The 17,563-nt window shown below is 68.8% G+C and carries 13 protein-coding genes and 1 pseudogene; 10 read left to right on the top strand and 4 right to left on the bottom strand.

Features of this window, described 5'->3' with window-relative positions:
• Positions 1-364 precede the first annotated feature (364 nt).
• Complete coding sequence (locus OG758_RS11445; RefSeq protein WP_326709890.1) at positions 365-772, bottom strand: FKBP-type peptidyl-prolyl cis-trans isomerase; 408 nt, start codon at positions 770-772, stop codon at positions 365-367.
• A gap of 166 nt (positions 773-938) precedes the next feature.
• Between OG758_RS11445 and OG758_RS48980 the strand changes: the two are divergent.
• A pseudogene (locus OG758_RS48980) lies at positions 939-1,063 on the top strand (integrase core domain-containing protein); the annotation flags it as partial.
• Between the two features lie 62 nt (positions 1,064-1,125).
• The gene (locus OG758_RS11440) at positions 1,126-1,737 is read left to right on the top strand and encodes a class I SAM-dependent methyltransferase (protein WP_326709889.1); all 612 of its coding nucleotides are present in this window, start codon (positions 1,126-1,128) and stop codon (positions 1,735-1,737) included.
• A 416-nt stretch (positions 1,738-2,153) separates the two neighbouring features.
• Here the strand turns inward: OG758_RS11440 and OG758_RS11435 are convergent, their stop codons facing one another.
• Both OG758_RS11435 and OG758_RS11430 read right to left on the bottom strand, forming a co-directional pair.
• On the bottom strand, positions 2,154-2,324 hold the full coding sequence (locus tag OG758_RS11435) for a hypothetical protein (RefSeq protein ID WP_326709888.1): 171 nt from the start codon (positions 2,322-2,324) through the stop codon (positions 2,154-2,156).
• A 463-nt stretch (positions 2,325-2,787) separates the two neighbouring features.
• Positions 2,788-3,537 (bottom strand): TetR/AcrR family transcriptional regulator, encoded by a 750-nt coding sequence (locus OG758_RS11430; protein ID WP_326709887.1) that lies wholly within the window; start codon positions 3,535-3,537, stop codon positions 2,788-2,790.
• A gap of 128 nt (positions 3,538-3,665) precedes the next feature.
• Here OG758_RS11430 and OG758_RS11425 point away from each other — a divergent pair, with 128 nt between their 5' ends.
• From OG758_RS11425 to OG758_RS11400, 6 genes are all read left to right on the top strand, one after another.
• Complete coding sequence (locus OG758_RS11425; protein ID WP_326709886.1) at positions 3,666-5,339, top strand: amidohydrolase; 1,674 nt, start codon at positions 3,666-3,668, stop codon at positions 5,337-5,339.
• Between the two features lie 142 nt (positions 5,340-5,481).
• Positions 5,482-7,086 carry an ABC transporter substrate-binding protein gene (locus tag OG758_RS11420; RefSeq protein WP_326709885.1) on the top strand — a complete coding sequence of 535 codons (1,605 nt, stop codon included), beginning with the start codon at positions 5,482-5,484 and terminating at the stop codon, positions 7,084-7,086.
• The gene (locus OG758_RS11415; protein ID WP_326709884.1) at positions 7,083-8,051 is read left to right on the top strand and encodes an ABC transporter permease; all 969 of its coding nucleotides are present in this window, start codon (positions 7,083-7,085) and stop codon (positions 8,049-8,051) included. The genes OG758_RS11420 and OG758_RS11415 overlap by 4 nt, the downstream gene beginning before the upstream one ends.
• A complete protein-coding gene (locus tag OG758_RS11410) occupies positions 8,048-8,911 on the top strand; it encodes an ABC transporter permease (protein WP_326709883.1) in 864 nt (287 codons plus the stop codon). The genes OG758_RS11415 and OG758_RS11410 overlap by 4 nt, the downstream gene beginning before the upstream one ends.
• Entirely contained in the window at positions 8,911-9,915 is a 1,005-nt protein-coding gene (locus OG758_RS11405) for an ABC transporter ATP-binding protein (RefSeq protein ID WP_326709882.1), read from the top strand. The genes OG758_RS11410 and OG758_RS11405 overlap by 1 nt, the downstream gene beginning before the upstream one ends.
• Positions 9,912-10,829 carry an ABC transporter ATP-binding protein gene (locus OG758_RS11400; protein ID WP_326709881.1) on the top strand — a complete coding sequence of 306 codons (918 nt, stop codon included), beginning with the start codon at positions 9,912-9,914 and terminating at the stop codon, positions 10,827-10,829. Before OG758_RS11405 ends, OG758_RS11400 begins: the two co-directional genes overlap by 4 nt.
• Before the next feature lie 411 nt (positions 10,830-11,240).
• On the opposite strand, the gene OG758_RS11395 is transcribed toward OG758_RS11400, so the two are convergent.
• Entirely contained in the window at positions 11,241-14,099 is a 2,859-nt protein-coding gene (locus tag OG758_RS11395) for a family 43 glycosylhydrolase (protein WP_326709880.1), read from the bottom strand.
• Positions 14,100-14,701: 602 nt separating this feature from the next.
• Between OG758_RS11395 and OG758_RS11390 the strand changes: the two genes are divergently transcribed.
• Positions 14,702-15,733: a glycoside hydrolase family 5 protein gene (locus OG758_RS11390; RefSeq protein ID WP_266675643.1), complete on the top strand. Its 1,032-nt coding sequence runs from the start codon at positions 14,702-14,704 to the stop codon at positions 15,731-15,733.
• A gap of 1,338 nt (positions 15,734-17,071) precedes the next feature.
• Complete coding sequence (locus OG758_RS11380; protein WP_326709879.1) at positions 17,072-17,407, top strand: MerR family transcriptional regulator; 336 nt, start codon at positions 17,072-17,074, stop codon at positions 17,405-17,407.
• The last annotated feature ends 156 nt before the right edge of the window (positions 17,408-17,563 follow it).

Raw genomic sequence — 17,563 nt, 5'->3', positions numbered from 1 at the left:
GAACAGCAGATGGTGCGGCTCTCCGGCGGCGGCTGGTCCGGATCTTGGTCCGTATCGGCTTACGCAATGTGCTACTGCTGAGCGGGGCCTTCTCGGACCAGCGCTGTGATCGGCAGTACGACGAACTGGATTCCGCCGGGGACCTCCCCCGTTTGCCGAGCGCGGCCGCCGAGTTCAGACGTCCGGGCGGCGGCGCCGGGCAGACCGTTGAGGCAGTCGGTCGCCTTGTGGCCTTCGGCGGTCACTGAGTCGCAGCGGAACCGTTCGGACGCTGCGGAGGCGGAAGCACGAGCGGCAGCGAGGAGCACGGCGGCGCCAACTCCGGGGGACGATGCAGCACGTCGTAGGGGAGGAGCGGCCAGGGTCACCAGGCGTTGCTCCACCCGGTTGTGCTGGAATACGAGTCCAGCAGGTCCACCACAAAGACCAGGGTCGAGCCCGCCGGGATCAACGGCGAGGGCGACTGATTGCCGTAGCCGAGACGCGGGGGAACGATGATCTCGCGCCGACCGCCGACCTTCATCCCCCTCACCCCGCGGTCCCAGCCTTTGATGACCTTGCCACTGCCCAGGGCGAACTTGAACGGCTGGCCCTGGTCCCAGGAGGCGTCGAACTCCTTCCCGGACTCGAAGGTCACCCCTACATAGTGGACCCTGACCACCATGCCCGGCTTCACCTCAGCCCCGTCCCCGACGACCAGGTCCCGGATGGTCAGCTCGGTAGGAGCGTCACCCTCCGGAACGTCGACCTCGGGCTTCGTCAGTTCACTCATTGCAGCCTCATCACTCTCCGTCGGAAGCCGTCGCACGGACCAGCCGGACACATGGACACTCCATGCAGCAGATGGTCACGCTACCGAGAATGCCGGTCCCCGGAGCACACCAGATCCAGCGGCCACACGTGATGATCTTTCGCACTGCCGATGAACGCGACCGGCACGGTGGGGCCACGGCTGGATACAGGGCGAACTCGCCCGCCTCGGCTACCCGATCGCAGTTCCAAAGTCTGGGAGATCCTCCACGCAGCAGGCATCGACCCCGCCACGCAACGCTCCGGCCCGACCTCGCAGCAGCGCGAGGAGGAGCGAATGCACCGGGAGCTGGGGGTCGGCCTATAGTCGATCTCATGAGTCGTTGGCAGGAACTGACCGGTGGCACATCCGGACACGAGTACGCCGCGCGCTTCGTCGCGCTGGCCCGTAACGGCAAGGATGTGCATGGTGAGGCGCGCTTCTGTGCGGCCCTGATGCCCGCCGGGGCGCGGGTGCTTGACGCCGGGTGCGGTACCGGACGGGTCGCGATCCGGCTGGCGGAGCTGGGTTACGACTGCGTCGGGATTGACCTCGACGACTCGATGCTGGACGTGGCGCGGACTTACGCACCGGAGCTGTCGTGGTTCCGGGCCGATCTCGCCGAGTTCGATCCGGCCCTGCTCGGCATCGCGGCGGACTTCGACCTGGTCCTCGCTGCCGGCAATGTCTTCCCGCTGCTGGCCGCCGGTACCGAGGCCGCAGTGGTCAAGCGCCTGGCCGGGGCTTTGCGTCCGGGCGGGCTGCTGGTCGCGGGCTTCGGCCTGGACGCCGCCCACCTGCCCGTGCCGCCCGGCATCACGCTGCCGGAGTACGACGCGAGTTGCACTGGGGCGGGACTCGCCCTCGTTGACCGCTTCGCCACCTGGGACGCCGACGCCTACGGCGTCGGTGGCTACGCCGTCAGTATCCATCGCACCAGCCCCTGACCCCGCCGCTCAGGTCCATGACCACCGGGGTGAGCGCTAGGCCCGCTGCGGCGGAGTTCTGGGAGTCGAGAAGAAGCCAGCGCCACCTACGAGAGCGTGACTGCCACGAGCGACACGCAAGGGTGGCTGAGGACTCGCAGTGGTCGTGAGCCTGCGCAAGGGGAGCTGGGTGATGTTGGCAACTGTGTTGTCAGGAAGGGGAATTGAGGTCCTCGGCGTGCGCGTGCGGTCGGGAGCGACAGCGGGATTCTGTCAGTAGCTGGGGGTCAAGGGGTCGCAGGTTCAAATCCTGTCGTCCCGACCATGCTTTTGTAGGTCGGAGGCCGTTTCTGCCGGAAGGCAGGAGCGGCCTTTTCCTTTGGTGGTCGTGGGGTGGCCGTAACCGTGGCGTGGGCCCGGACGGTGCTGCGGCGTGGTCAGGCTGCGCGCGGAGCGGTGGTCGTGGTGTGGTCGTGGTGTTGTTCCTCGCGGTTGAGGGCGGCGGCGATGGCGTCGACGGCCTGGTGGGCGGTGCGTCGGGTGAGGTGGGCGAGATGTTCGCCGTGGTGGAGATGGTGGAGTGGCGCGCGGTCTGGGAGACGGCCCACAGGCTGACGTCTTCGCTGATGGCGGTGGTGACTGCGAGGTGTCGCAGGTCGTGGAGGGTGCAGCGGGGACCCCAGCCTGATCGGTGAGATCGTGGCAGTGGTTGAGGACCCACTCGGGGTGCAGGGGGCATCCGTCAGGACGGTCGGACACGAACCCGACGCTCCGATCAGTGAGTTCGGCGCTCGCGGGTGAGGCGTGGTGGCGGCGCTCGAGCACGCTGCGGACACGGGGTGAGAGAGCTACCCAGTCGCGCTCATCGGCAGCAGTCGGAGCGCGGCTAAAGCATTCGTCATCGAGAGGTAGGCCAGACGCAGCAGTACAGCCGATCATGATGCCGCAGGCCGCCAGCACCACCCTCAACCAGGGTGGATGACATTCTCGGCAGGCCCAGATCAGCCGCAGGGCGGTGAAGGCGTGAGTGACGGCAATGCAGGCCAGGCGTACGAGCATGAGCAGTGATCATTACCGACCGCTGTCGTCGGCGCGATAGCAGGGCTGAACTGCACCGACGTAATATTCGGCACCCATAGCCTTGGCGCGCAGTTCGATGGCCGAGATCAGGGCGTCGACCGTGGCGTCGAAGATCTGGTCGTCCGCCACCTCGGCGAGTTCGCCGCTGAGGCGGGTGATGTTCGGGAAGTGCTTCGGGTCGACCAGCCGGTACTCGCGGCTCCACGCGGAGTCGTCGCCTGCGCGGGCGTCCGCGTCGAACAGCAGGAACGCGGCCTGCTGCCCCACGTACGCGAGGAGTGTGTCCCCGATCATTCGGTAGTGGACTGCCGCCTCGGCGCCCTCCAGGCCGGCCTCCCGGACGGCGCCGAGGATGAGTTCGACGACCCGGAACTCGTTGGACCGGCGCGTGGTCCGACTCGCCATGGCCGAGCCCACCACCGGGTACTTGAGGGCCACGGCGAGGGAGGCGTCGGCCAGTGCCCGGATGCGGCCCTTCCAGTCGAGCCCCTCGGGGATGGCGTCGAGCGCCTCGCCGAGCGTGCGGTCGGCGACCGACAGCAGCAGCTCGTCCTTGTCGCGGAAGTGCCGGTAGATCGCGGTCGGGTCCGCGCCGAGCTCTTCGCCCAGGCGCCGGACGGTGAAGGCGTCCTTGCTTCCGCGGGCGGCGATGCGCAGGCTCGCGTCGATGATCGCGTCGGGCGTGAGCTGACTGCCTGCGCGTTTGCTGCTCCGGGCCGTGGTGGCGGGTGACTTCGGCATGGTGCGACCAGTGTAGCGATCCGTTGCCCAGAGGGCGCAATGCTGTTGACAGCGCTGTTGCGCTGCCGTTCACTCCTCCTCAACGAACACGCCGGGCGGGTCAATCCGCCGAGCTGGAGGTTGAGTTGATGGCGCACAGCACCCGACGGGCCGACACCGTCTTCGTAGGGGGCCGGGTCTTCACCGGCACGGGCCTCCTCCCGGTGGACGCCGCCGTTGCCGTCGCGGGCGGCCGGATCGTCGCCGTCGCCGACGCGGGTACGGTGCGCGCGCTGGCCGGGGCCGGAACGGAGGTCGTCGACCTGGAGGGCGGGCTGCTCGTCCCCGGGTTCCAGGACTCGCATGTCCACCCTGTGATGGGCGGGACCCAGATGCTCGGCTGCGACCAGAGCGAGGAGTTCACCGTCGAGGGCTGCCTTGCGGTCGTCGCCCAGTACGCCAAGGAGCACCCGGACACGGTCTGGATCCGTGGTGGCGGCTGGTCGATGGACAGCTTCCCCGGTGGTACGCCGACGCGCGGCGTGCTCGACGCGGTAGTGCCGGACCGGCCCGTGCTGCTCACCAACCGCGACGGCCACGGTGCCTGGGTCAACTCCCGTGCGCTGGAGCTCGCCGGGATCGACCGCGACACCCCCGACCCGGCGGACGGCCGGATCGAGCGGGAGGCGGACGGCACCCCGGCCGGCACCCTGCACGAGGGCGCAGTGGAGCTGGTGGCCCGTCATGTTCCGGTCGCGACCGAGGAGGAGACGTACGCCGGGCTACTCGCCGCGCAGGACTACCTGTTCTCCCTCGGGGTGACCGGGTGGCAGGACGCCATGATCGGCTCCTTCCACGGCTACCCGGACAACCTGCCCGTGTACCTGCGCGCGGCCCGTGAGGGCGCCCTGCTCGCCCGGGTCGTCGGAGCCCTGTGGTGGGACCGTGAGCGCGGACTGGAGCAGATCCCCGAGCTGGAGGAGCGCCGCCGGATCGGGCAGGCCGGCCGGTTCCGCGCCACCAGCGTCAAGATCATGCAGGATGGCGTCGCGGAGAACTTCACCGCCGGGATGCTGGAGCCGTATCTCGACGGGTGCGGCTGCCCGACCGGCAACTCCGGCCTGAGTTTTGTCGAGCCCGGGCTGCTGCGCGAGGCGGTGTGCGCGCTCGACCGCTCCGGCTTCCAGGTCCACTTCCACGCGCTGGGCGACCGTGCCGTACGCGAGGCCCTCGACGCGCTCGGTGCGGCCCGCGCAGCCAACGGTGCCAACGACCACCGCCACCACATGGCGCACCTCCAGGTCGTCCACCCCGACGACATCGCGCGCTTCGCGGAGCTGGGTATCGCCGCGAACATCCAGGCGTTGTGGGCCGCGCACGAACCGCAGATGGACGAGCTGACGATCCCGTTCCTGGGCGCCGAACGGGCCGCACAGCAGTACCCGTTCGGGGACCTGAGCCGAGCCGGGGCCCGCCTCGTCGCGGGCAGCGACTGGTCGGTGAGCAGCCCCAACCCCCTGTGGGGCATCCACGTCGCGGTCAACCGTGCCGCCCCCGCCGAGGAGCTCCCCGAGGGCGCGACGTACCCGCCGTTCCATCCCGAGCAGGCCCTGAGCCTGGCCGAGGCGCTCGCCGCGTACACCGCCGGCACCGCCTGGGTGAACCACCTCGACGACGTGACCGGCACGGTCGAGGAGGGCAAGTACGCGGATCTCGTCGTCCTGGACCGCGACCCGTTCACGCGGCCCGCCGAGGAGATCGCCGACGTCCGGGTGCGCCGGACCTATGTCGAGGGCCGACCCGTCTTCACCGCGCACGACTGACGCACGTAACCCCTCAGGCACTTCATCGAGCTCACCCGGACGGAGACAGGCGATGCCCTCAGACAGCGCAGGACCGAGACGGCTGATACGGAGACGACCCGTACGGACACGGGGGGTGCGGCGCACCGCGGGGACTCTCCTCGTGGCGAGCGCACTGCTCGTCACCAGCGCGTGCACTGGCACGGCGCACCCGGACGAGGGCGCCGGCGACGGCACCGCGTACAAGCTCACGAAGCAGACGCCCGCCGCCGCGGGCGACATCGGCTCCTTCACCTGGTCGATCTACGCCGAGCCGTCCTCGCTCGACTACGTCTACGCGTACGACTACCCGCCGAACCAGATCCTCGCCAACGTCTGCGAGAGTCTGCTGCGCTGGAACCCGGACCTGACCACGTCGCCGAACCTGGCGTCCTCGTACGGCAATCCGACGCCCACCACCTGGGTCTACAAGATCCGCCCAGACGTGCACTTCCACGACGGGACGGTGCTCACCGCGCACGACGTCGTCGCCTCGCTGCGCCGCCACATGGACCCCGCCGTGGGCAGCGCCTGGGAGAACACGTTCCGCAACGTGAAGTCGATCGACGCGACCGGGCCGCTGGAAGTCACCGTCAAGCTGAAGAAGCCGGACGCGGTCTTCAACCAGGAGATGGCCACCAGTTCAGGAACCATCGAGGCGGCGAAGACCCTCGCCAAGGCGGGCAAGGACTACGGCAGCCCCAAGGGCGGCGTGAACTGCACGGGCCCGTTCGCGTTCGGGACCTGGGCGTCTGGGCAGTCGCTCACCCTGAAGAAGTTCGACGGGTACTGGAACAGCAAGCTCAAGGCCAAGGCGGGCCAGGTCAAGTTCGTGTTCCTGAGCGACCCGACGACCCGCGTCAACGCCTTCCAGAGCGGTGAGGTGGACGGCGGCTGGATGGTCCCCGCCGACGCCTACGACCAGCTCGGAAAGTCCACCGCGGGCAAGCTCTACTACGGCGTCAACAGCACCGTCGCCGAAGAGATCGTCAGCAACCTCAAGGGCCCCCTCGGCGACACCGAGGTGCGCAAGGCCCTGCTCATGGCCATCGACCGCAAGGGCATCGTCAAGGCCGGCGCGGGCGGGGTCGGAGAGGTCACCGACTCCCTGGTCACCGACAACATGTGGAACCAGGCGCCCGCCGCGAGCCGCAAGGCCGTCATCAACGACGTACCGCACTACCCGTACGATCCGGCCAAGGCCAAGACCATCGCGGAGAAGGCCGGCGTGAAGGGGCAGCGGATCGTCATCGCGACCAGCCCGCTCGACTCGCAGACGACGATCGTCGCGCAGGCCGTCGAGCAGGCTGCCAAGGCCATCGGACTCGACCCCAGAATCGAGACGCTCTCCCCGGAGAAGTACTCGACGCTCTTCACCGACGCCGCCGCCCGCAAGGGCATCGACCTCTTCCTGACGTTCTGGTACACCTCGATCACCGATCCGCTGGATGTGTACGGCTCCCTGGAAACCGGCATGTTCACCAACTACGGCGGCTGGTCGGACAGGGAGTTCGACAAGGCCGTCGAGGACGCCGCCGGCACCTATGACCCGGCAGCGCGCGCACATGCCAGCGCGAAGGCGCAGAAGATCGCCCTGCGCGAGCTCCCCTGGCTGCCCCTGTACACGCAGCCCACGAGCGTCTTCCTCGGCAACCGCATCACCGGCGTGCAGCCGTCCGTCGCCTACCTCTACTACCCGTGGGCGGCCGAGATCGGGGCCAAGAAGTGAGCCGCACGACCACACGGGCGCTCGGGGTCGCGCGCCGACTGGCCGGGATGGCGGCGACCTTGCTGGTCACCTCGTTCCTGGTGTTCTCCTCGCTGTACCTGGCGCCCGGCGACCCGGCGAGCTTCCTGGTGCGCGGCCGCAGCGCCGGCCCCGAGGAACTCGCCCAGATCCGCCACCGGTACGGCTTCGACGAGCCGTTCCTCGTCCGGTACTGGGACTGGCTGAGTGGCGTGCTGCACGGCGACTTCGGCCGCTCCTACGTCTTCCACCAGGACGTCAGCTCGGTCATCTGGTCGCGGCTGCCGGCCACGATGCTGCTGATCGTGGCCTCGGCCCTGCTGATCGCGGTGGTCGGCGTCGCGGCGGGCGTGATCGGCGCGCTGCGCCGCGGCTCGCGCACCGACTCCGTGCTGATGCTCCTGGTGACGGTCGGGGCCGCCGCCCCAGCGTTCGTCGCCGCGCTGCTGCTGCGCTCGCTGTTCGGCGTGAAGCTGGGCTGGTTCCCGACCATTGGCAACGGCACGGGCGTCCTCGACCGGCTGCACCACGTCGTGCTCCCGGCGATCGCCCTGTCGGTCACATTCATGGCGATGGTCACGCGGGTGACTCGCTCGTCGATGCTGGAGGAGATGGGCCGTGAGCACGTCGAGGTCGCGGTGAGCCGCGGCACTCCGCGGTGGACGGTGATCCGCCGCCATGTGCTGCGCAACGCCCTCGGCCCGATCGTCACCGTCTCCGCACTCCTCATCTCCGGCATGCTGGTGAGCACCTCCATCGTGGAGACCGCGTTCGGCATGTCGGGCGTGGGATCGCTGCTGGTGACGTCGGTCAACCAGATGGACTTCCAGGTGGTGCAAGCGATCGTGCTGCTCGTGGTGGCCGCGTTCGTCGTGGTCAACTTCCTGGTGGACATGGTGCATCCGGTGATCGATCCGCGGGTGGCGGCAGCGGGGAGCGCACGATGAGCGCCCCGGTGGCAGGAGTGCTGCGCGGCCAGGTCGCCAAGGTGCGTGCCCTGGGCGGTGGTTGGCTCCAGAACCTGTGCCTGGGACTTCTCGTCCTCTTCGTCGTCGTTTCGGTGTTCGCGCCGTGGCTCGCGCCGCAGGACCCGACGTACGGAGAACTGGGCGCGGGCCTCGTCGGTCCGAGCACCGACCATTGGCTGGGCACCGACCAGGGCGGCCACGACACGTTCTCCGCCCTGATCGAAGGCAGCCGGACGAGCCTGGTCGGACCGATGCTGGTGGTCCTGTTCTCGACGGTGACCGGGATCGCGGTGGGCCTGTTCTCGGCGTGGCGCGGCGGCTGGATCGACACAGTCATAGGAAGGCTGCTCGACGTCATCTTCGCCTTCCCGGCCCTCCTCGTCGCGATCCTCGCGGTGGCGGTCTTCGGCAAAGGCATGACGGCCCCGGTGATCGCCATGTCCGTGGCCTACATGCCGTACACCGCACGACTGGTACGCGGCCTCGCGCTCCAGGAGCAGGCCAGACCGTACATCGCGGCCTACCGTGTACAAGGACACTCCCCGCTGTACGTCGCGGTCCGCAGGCTGCTCCCCAACATCGGCCCGACCGTGCTCGCCCAGTCCACCGTCAACTTCGGCTACGCGCTGCTCGACCTCGCCGCGCTGTCCTTCCTCGGCCTCGGCGTCCAGCCACCGACCCCCGACTGGGGAGCCATGATCAACCAGTCGCAGGCCGCTGTGCTGCAAGGCCGGCCGCTGTCCGCGGTCGTGCCCGCGGTCGCCGTGGTGGTCGTGGTCGTCGCCTTCAACGTCGTCGGGGAGAACTTCGGCGACCGGCTCGCGGGGAGGGAGTCCTGATGGCACTCCTTGAATACGAGAAGCTGAGCATCGCCCTGCCCGGCATGGCCCGCCCTGTCCTCGACGGCATCGACCTGACGGTGTCCGCCGGTGAAGTCGTCGCGCTGGTCGGCGAGTCCGGCTCCGGGAAGTCGGTCACGGCCCGCTCCGCGCTGGGCCTGTTCCCGGCGGGGGCGAGCGTGGAGGGTCAAGTCCGGGTTGATGGAAGGGAGCTGGTGGGGGCTGATGCCGCGGACCTGCGGGCTGTCCGCACCGGCACAGCCACGATGATCTTCCAGGATCCCCGGGCGGGCATCAACCCGGTGCGCCGCATCGGTGACTTCCTCACCGAGTCGCTGCGCGTCAGCCACGGCTGGGCCAAGGACCGCGCCCGCGCCCGTGCCGCCGAACTGCTCGGCGCGGTCGGCCTCCCCGACCCCGCCCGGCACCTGCGGCAGTACCCGCACGAACTCTCCGGCGGCATGCTGCAACGCGTCATGATCGCCTCGGCGCTCACCGCCGAACCCCGGCTGCTGCTGTGCGACGAACCCACCACCGCGCTCGACGTCTCCACCCAGGCCGAGATCATGGCCATCCTCGGGCGGCTGCAGCGCGAACGCGGCCTGGGCATGCTCCTCATCACGCATGACATCGAACTCGCGGCCGCCGCCTGCGACCGGATCTACGTGATGTACGCGGGCCGGATCGTCGAGACGGCGCCCACCGCCGAGCTCTTCGCGACGCCCCAACACCCGTACACCGCGGGCCTGCTCGGCTCGTCGCCACCGCTTCAGGCGCCGGAGGGGCCGCCGGCCCGGCTCACCCCGATTCCCGGCTCGCCGATGGGGCTGCTCGACTCAGCGCCCGGCTGCTCGTTCGCGGCCCGTTGCCGCTTCGCCCGGCCCGGTGTCTGCGACCAGTCACCGCCGCCGCTGGAGCGCAACGGCGAGGCCCTGGTCGCCTGCCACCTCGCGGACGAGCTGGCCCCCTCGGCGACCAACTCACATGCGATGGAGAACAGTTGACCACCGGAACTGATGCTCGCACGCTGCTCCAGGTCAGCGGTCTGCGCAAGACCTACCGAACGGGTAGGACGGAGGTCGTCGCGGTCGACGACCTGTCGTTCTCGCTGCGGGCCGGCGGCGCTCTCGGCATCGTGGGGGAGTCGGGCTCCGGCAAGACGACCACGGCCCGGATGCTGATCGGCCTCGAACGCCCCGACGCCGGACAGATCCTCGTCCAGGGCGAACCCCTGGCCGCCACCGTACGCGGCCGGGCGGCCCGCCTCGCCCGCGCCAAGGCGGTGCAGATCGTCTTCCAGGACCCCTACCTTTCGCTGGACGGGCGGATCAGCATCGGCGCGACCCTCGACGGAGTGCTGCGCCTGCACGGTCTCGCTGACCCCACGGCCCGGGCCGCCCGGGTGCGGGAACTCCTCGCCCAGGTCGGCCTCGGTGATCGCGAGGCGGCGGCGCTGCCTCGCAGGCTCTCCGGCGGGCAGCGTCAACGAGCCGCCATAGCCCGGGCGTTGGCGGTCGAACCCGTTGTTCTCGTACTCGACGAGGCGGTGTCGGCGCTCGACGTGTCCGTTCAGGCGCAGGTGCTCAACCTGCTGTCGGACATCCGCCGAGACACCGGCATCGGCCTGGTCTTTGTCAGTCACGACCTGGCCGTCGTGCGGTACGTGTGCGACGAGGCGCTCGTCCTGTACCGGGGCCGCACCATGGAACACCGCCCCGTCGCGGAGTTGCTCGCAGACCCCGGACACCCGTACACGCAGCTGCTGCTGGCGTCCGTCCCCCGGCCGGACTGGGACCCCGACTCCATCAGCCGACGGCGCAGGGAGCTCGATCCGCTGTCGGCGGGAGGCGGCAGATCGCGGTGCCATCGCAGCACGGTGTCAGGTCGTACCAGTAGCCGTAACCGGCGTAGGACCTGACGGGGCAACGGCATTAGCAGAGTGGCAAGCAATGCCCGGTCTTCCGGTGCGAGTCTCACCCGGTCCGTACCGAGCTGCCGTTCAAGGACGGTGAGCTGGTGGCGCAGAGCGAGAATCTCCGCGTCCTTGTCGCGGTCGCTCATCGGCAGGCAGCAACCGCAGCGCGCCGAACAGGTTGGTGACGGTCAGATAGGCGAGACGAAGCAACACGAGTGCTTATCCTGCCGTATCACCGAACAGCCTCCTGAGCTGCATGGACGACATTCTCGGCAGGCGCAGAGCCCTCTTCCGCCCCCTTGCTCCCCTCGGGGGGCGCCAACCGGCAAGGGGTCACCTCAGGTGACCCCTTGCGACCAGGCATGAGCCCACACCCCGGCGACCGTCCCCTCGGGGCGGGCGCCGGGGCCGGCTTTACGGGATACGCTGCGGCCGCACTCCTTCCAGCGTGGGCGTGACGGGGTGCATCAGCCCGTCCGCCCCGAACGTCACCTTGTCGATGGTCGTCTCACGCCGCGTGCCGTCACCGTCGGGGATCGCGAAGCGGTGGTAGGCGATGTACCAGTCGTCGGTCCCGGGTACCTGGAGCAGGGAGTTGTGCCCGGTGCCGAGGATCCCCTGGGCCGGGTCCTTCTCCAAGACCACACCGCGGTAGGTGAACGGCCCGTTCGGGGAGTCGGAAGTGGCGTATCCCACGCGGTAGTTCTCGCTTCCGGTGTCGTCGATCGAGTATGTCAGGTGGTACACGTCCCCCCGCCGGACGACGAATGTGCCCTCGCGGAAATTCTCAAGTCCCTTGACCTGCTGCATCTTTGACGAGTCGAAGGACACCATGTCGTCATTGAGCGGGACCACCCACGCCGAACCGTTACCCCAGTACAGATACGCCTGCCCGTCCTCGTCAGTGAAGGCGGCCGGGTCGATGGCCTGCCCGGCGCCGTCCGGGTTGGCCGCGATCAGGACCTTGCCGGAGTCCGTGAACGGCCCGGTGGGTGAGTCGGCGGTCGCGACACCGATCTTCGCCTCGGCACAGTAGTAGAAGAAGTACTTCCCGTCCTTCTCGGCGATGGTGGGCGCCCAGGCGCGCGCATCCGCCCAGCCCACGTCCTTCCCGAGATCCAGGATGACGCCCTCGTCCTTCCAGTCGACAAGGTTCTGCGACGACCAGACGCTGAAGGTAGTGCCGCTCCAGCCGGCGAACCCGTCGGTGGTCGCGTAGATGTAGTACGTCCCGCCGAACGCGACGATGTTGGGATCGGCGTAGAGCCCCGGCAGCACCGGCGTACGCATCTCCACCGCGGATACCTTCCACGCGCGCTGCGCGCCCGCCGCCGAGGTGACGGTGTACGTCACCGGCTTGCGCAGATCCATCCGCTTCCCGTTCGCCGGGCTGATCCGCGCACCGGGCGCGAGCGTGAACTTGGGCCTCAGCCGCCGCCGGTCAGTCCCCGGCATGACCGGCAGGACGACGGTGGCGCCCTCCCCCTCGATGACGGCGGGAACCTTGAGCTCCTTCACCTCCACGCCACGGACGCGGGTCGCGTTGGCGGGCAGCGCGGCGATCTCGTCGTCCGACAGGGCCCGGTTGTACAGCCGGACGTCCCGCAGCCGCCCCTTGAGGGTGTGGTCGGAGGTGTACTGCGATCGGCCGAGGTAGTTGGCCGTGGTGCGACCGCCGCCGATGTCCGAGGGCATGAGGGTGATCGCGGTGTTGCGCGCGACGACAACGCCGTCGAGGTACAGCAGAGCGGTGTCCCCGTCGATGGTGTACGTGACGCTGGTCCAACGCCCGTGCTCCAGGCCGCTGTTGGCGTTCGCCTCCTGTTCCTTGCTCCAGTTGCCGTCGGACAGGGCGGCCCGGAACCCGCTGCTGCTGCTGCCGCCGGTCGCGAAGAGATAGCCGTTGCCGTAGCCGGTGGCGGAGGCGGTGTTCCCGAACCCGTAGAGGAAGTAGGGCGTCGCCTGATCGCTGTCCACCCACACATCGGCGGCCACGGTGACGGCGTCCACCCCGGACAGCATGTTGTCGGGCAGCTTGATGTGCCCGCTCGCGCCGCCGAGTACGAGAGCCCCCTCGGCCCAGCTGATGTCCCCGGTGGCGGTGCCGTGACAGCCGTGCCCGGAGGTGTCGTCGGCGCTGGTGTCCAGCGGCCAGTGGGCGACGAGCCCGTCCGCGTCGGCCAGGACAGGGGCGACGCCCCACTTGGCGTTGACCCGGTCGAACTCGTCCTTCGTCACCGGAAGCACGGTGCCGTGCCGAGGGGCCGAGGGCAGCCGGTACTCGGCCGACTTGGTCCACACCCCGCCGGCCAGGTCCGTCGACTCGAAGGGCATGTAGCCGCTCGAGGTGTAGTCATCGACGAACAGGTACCACTTCTCCTCCGTGTTGGACTTGAAGACGAGCGGCCCCTCGCCCTGCGTCATGGCCCCGCTGCCGATGCACTCGGACACCGTGTCCCAGTCCGTGTCGAGCAGATCGGTCGCCTTCTCCTCCAGGATGAACTTCCCGCACGAGGACTGCTCCGCCGACCGCTCGTCCTTCGTGAACCGGTAGTACGTCCCGTCGTGCGCGATCACCGTCGAGTCGATCACCGAGTACCCGGGGTCGTTCCACACCTTGGCCTCGCTGAACGTCACGAAGTCCGTGGTCGTCGCGTACAGCATCCGGTTGTAGGTGTCCCCGGTGTGCTCCGTGTCGTCATCGGCGTACAGCTTCGACGCCCAGAAGACGACGTACGCACCGACCTCCTCACTCCAATAGGCCTCGGGCGCCCAGGTGTTGCCCGCCGTCGCCGGAGACACCTGCACCAAACGCTCCTGGGACCAGTTCACCAGGTCCGTCGACTCCCACACCATGATCGACCGGGAGCCGTGCCGCTGGACGTAGTCCCAGCCGGCCCCGCCGTAGATCTTCAGGTCGGTGGCGATGAGAAAAAACGTGTCCCCTTCGGGCGACCGGATGACGAAGGGATCGCGTACGCCCTTGCCGCCGAGGGCGGAGGTCAGCACGGGCTCACCGCCGTTCAACTCCCGCCAGTGAAGCGGGTCGTCGCCGCGGCTGAGCGCGAAACGGATCTGCTCGCCGTCGGCGGTGCCCTCACCGGTGAAGTAGACGAAGAGGTAGCCCTCGTAGGCGGCGGCGCTCTTGTCCCCCGCACGGGCGGGGGCCGGGGCGGCAAGCGTCGCGGCCCCCAGAGTGAGAGCTCCGGCGACGAGAAGGTGCCGCCGCGACAGGTTGGCAGCGGGCAGACGGGATGTTCCGTTACGGGGCATACGTACTGGTCCTCGGAGTGCGGGGGGAGCCCGTGGGGGCAGAGCTCGTGGGGGTGGCGGTGGTGTCGGCGTTGGCCAGTGAAGAAGCCCTCAGGGGCCCGGTCAAGGTCCTGGACACGGATTGGTCCGAAAACTCGAAGGCCGATCGATATACCGAACGGTAAACAGTGGAAAGTCATCGATAAGGGACGCCTTCCGGTGGGTCTACGGGGTCAGCCCGCCCCGCGTCATCTCCATGATCTCCTCGCCGCTCAGCCCGAGTTGGCGCCCCTCTGACACGAGTGCCCGCACCTTCCCTGCGAGCCGGACCAACCCCCGGTCCCGTCCCCCGGCGAGCAGCGCGACGTCAAGCCGCCCGCGCGTCATGAGCAACGAGCGGTTCTCAACGGTCCGCCTTGCGCGAGACCTTGACGGCAGAAGGGCCGGATGTGACGATTCCGGCGCTGCGATGTTTGCGTAAACATCGGCAGCGGCCGGGCCTGCCCGCAATGCCGGGCCCACGCCTGTCCCAGCGTGTGTACGCGCGTTTCCCGCGCCCAACCCGGCGATGCGGCACCGCTGTTCACCGAGTCGCTCTCTCCTGAAGGGGAATATCCGTGCGCATGGCCCGAACCCGTCGTATCTCCTCCGCCGTGGCTGTCGCGGCGGCCGCTCTCGGCGTCGCCGCTCTCTCCGCCGGACCCGCCACCGCGGCCCCGCGAGCGGACACCACCCAGTTCAAGGGCGTCAACTGGGCCGACCCCCGGGACAACTTCGCCGACGACGAGCTCCAGCTCTCCGGCTTGTTGACCACCGACAGCTACCGCGAGACGTACAGCAAGGCGAAGCGGATCATCTCGGCTTTCCGCGCCAACCTCGGGGCCAACACCGTCCGGCTTCCCATCAACCCGTACACGGTGAACGGCAGTTACTGGGACTCCTACCAGGGGGTCATCGACGCGGCCTCCGACCAGGGCTTCAAGGTGATCGTTTCCTACTGGGAGGGAACGGGCGAGCGCAAGGACGGCCTGATCGACGACACCACCACCTACTGGCCCATGTGGAACAGAGTCGTCGACACGTACAAGAACGACCCGCGGGTCTACTTCGAGCCCATGAACGAGCCGCACGGCTACACCGAGACCGAGTGGGCCGACCTGGCCGCGAAGTGGCTGGACACCTACTCCTCCGTCCCGCGCGACCGGGTCTTCGTCAGCGGCGCCGGCTACAACGACCACGTCACCTCCGTCTGCGCCGACCCGCGCCTGGCCGGCACCTATCTGTCGCTGCACCACTACGGCTTCTGGAAGTCGTACGCCACCTACGACCAGTGGGTCGCCGACCTCAAGGAACGCATCGGCGACTGCGCCGGCCGGACGGTCGCGGACGAGTTCGGCTCCCCGATGACCACCGGCCTCGACTACAACGTGCCGACCCCGGACGACAACTTCGTCAACTACCTCCAGGCCGTCACCGACACCTTCCGCGAGCTGAAGATGGGCTCCGTCTACTGGCCCGGCCTGCGCAGCGACGACACGTACTCGCTGCAGACCCTGACCGGCACCGAGGACCGCCCCTGGCTGGCCACCACCAATCAGTCGGGTGCGGACAGGCTCGCCTGGGCGTGGGGGCGCGGCGAGGCGGTCGGGGACTGAGGGTCGCGTGCGAGCGGGGCGGGCCTCGTCGGCCCGCCCCGCTCCCCTGGCACTGGCCGGCCCCGGTCTTCTGGACCGCATCCTCACCAGGTTTCCGCCCGGATACGCTCTGCTGTTCGGTCAGGCGGAACTCACCCAAGCCGCATGACCCTGCCCGGTCCAGGGGGAAAGGGGCGGGGACCGCTGTGGCGGCTCAGTGCTGTTTGAACGGTGGGGGAGCAGCGGGACGACGTTGTCGTAGCTCGGTGGGTACCTCCGCCCGGCGGCGCCGGCCAGCCTGACCCGCCGGCCCATGCCCAGTCGCACCGTGTCTGCGGATTGCTCCCAGATCGGCTGGGGCGTGCCTGGCCGTCACTGGTCGGCGCACCGCGACCGCGTCCGCCTCGGGCTCCCGCCTGGCAGTGCTTCGTGATCCAACACCTGGGGGCGAGGCCGCTCCCAACCGGCCCCCACGGCTGTGGGGCTGGCAGTGCAGCCCTCGGTGCGATGGACTTGGTCGTCAGTGCAGGTGACTGGCCTTGCTCTCGCCCCTCCTCTGTTCGAGGCCGAATATCTAACTGTCGAACACGCAGAAATCTATGTCGGCCAGAGTAGACATTGGGGGGTGGCGTGGTTATGGTTTCTCTCGTAGCCAGAAGTCAGCAGGGCCCGGCAGAGACGAACTGCCCGGCAGTGATACAGAAGTTGCAGTGCGTAGGACGGTGCGGTGGTGGAGTTCCGAAGCCAGGGTTTGTTGCAGGACGGCGACGGGGCTGACGACCGGACCGGGTGGCCCGCAGTGATCAGGGGCCGCCGCCGGCGGGACCGCGGTCAACAGCGGCGGTACCCGTCAGTGCAGTTCGCAGTACCCAGCAGTGAAATCGGTGAGCAGTACCTCGGTGAAGGCGTCGGCTGCGGGCGCGCGCACCGGGAGGTTCGGCAGTGGGGTTCTAAGCCAGAGCGGACGCAGGATGGGTGACGGGGCTGGCTGCCGAAGAGTGGCGCTGCCACAGGCCACTGAGCAGTTCGCAACACCAGCAGTACGCAGTAGAGCAGTACCAGCAGTATCAAGTCCCCCCGTTTAGTAAGTGGTTGATCACCGAGGGAAGAACGGAGGAACCCGCGCCATCAGGATCGCCCGGGCGGAGTGTTGAGCCCGGGTACCGCAGGACATCGATAGTGAGGTGGTCTCCGGTCAAGCAACCGCGATCCCCGCACCCCCGACAACTCCCAGGTCGGGTCAGCGGACACAGAAGGCCGGCGCAGTTCCAGGGCCGGCAGATGGTGTAGATGTTCCTTCGGGGCCCTGGTGCCATATGGCACCAGGGCCCCTCAAGCGTGTTCCACAGAGAGGTGCAAATGACAGCAGACGACTCGTTCGACCGTCTCGAAAACGAGGACTACCCCGCCTACACGATGGGCCGGGCCGCCGAAATGCTCGGCACCACCCAGGGCTTCCTCCGCGCCATCGGCGAAGCCCGCCTCATCACCCCGCTGCGCTCCGAGGGAGGCCACCGCCGCTACTCCCGCTACCAGCTGCGCATCGCCGCCCGCGCCCGGGAACTCGTCGACCAAGGCACCCCCATCGAGGCCGCCTGCCGCATCATCGTCCTCGAGGACCAACTCGAAGAAGCCCAGCGCATCAACGCCGAATACCGCCGTGCCGCCGAGTCGGGTTCACCGCCTGCGAGCTGAGGCGGCAACGGTCATCGGGCACCGGCAGGTCCTGCGCACACCTGTCGGGCGTGGGGCACAGGGGCGTGTTTCCGATGGTGACAGGGTGTGAGGGCGTGTAGCGTTTAGGTCAGATGTCGTGGTTCGGAAGTTCCCTATTGCCCGCGCTTCGGCGTG

It is taken from the genome of Streptomyces sp. NBC_01474 (assembly GCF_035918215.1).
GTDB classification, from domain to species: Bacteria; Actinomycetota; Actinomycetes; order Streptomycetales; family Streptomycetaceae; genus Streptomyces; species Streptomyces aureus.
Note: the sequence above shows the minus strand (reverse complement) of the source record. Positions and strands in the feature narration are given on the sequence as shown.

Excerpts from the sequence above, each read along its gene's own strand:
- OG758_RS11445 (WP_326709890.1), bottom strand. The coding sequence starts at position 772 with ATGAGTGAACTGACGAAGCCCGAGGTCGACGTTCCGGAGGGTGACGCT.
- OG758_RS11440 (WP_326709889.1), top strand. The coding sequence starts at position 1,126 with ATGAGTCGTTGGCAGGAACTGACCGGTGGCACATCCGGACACGAGTAC.
- OG758_RS11430 (WP_326709887.1), bottom strand. The coding sequence starts at position 3,537 with ATGCCGAAGTCACCCGCCACCACGGCCCGGAGCAGCAAACGCGCAGGC.
- OG758_RS11425 (WP_326709886.1), top strand. The coding sequence starts at position 3,666 with ATGGCGCACAGCACCCGACGGGCCGACACCGTCTTCGTAGGGGGCCGG.
- OG758_RS11410 (WP_326709883.1), top strand. The coding sequence starts at position 8,048 with ATGAGCGCCCCGGTGGCAGGAGTGCTGCGCGGCCAGGTCGCCAAGGTG.
- OG758_RS11405 (WP_326709882.1), top strand. The coding sequence starts at position 8,911 with ATGGCACTCCTTGAATACGAGAAGCTGAGCATCGCCCTGCCCGGCATG.
- OG758_RS11395 (WP_326709880.1), bottom strand. The coding sequence starts at position 14,099 with ATGCCCCGTAACGGAACATCCCGTCTGCCCGCTGCCAACCTGTCGCGG.
- OG758_RS11390 (WP_266675643.1), top strand. The coding sequence starts at position 14,702 with ATGGCCCGAACCCGTCGTATCTCCTCCGCCGTGGCTGTCGCGGCGGCC.
- OG758_RS11380 (WP_326709879.1), top strand. The coding sequence starts at position 17,072 with ATGACAGCAGACGACTCGTTCGACCGTCTCGAAAACGAGGACTACCCC.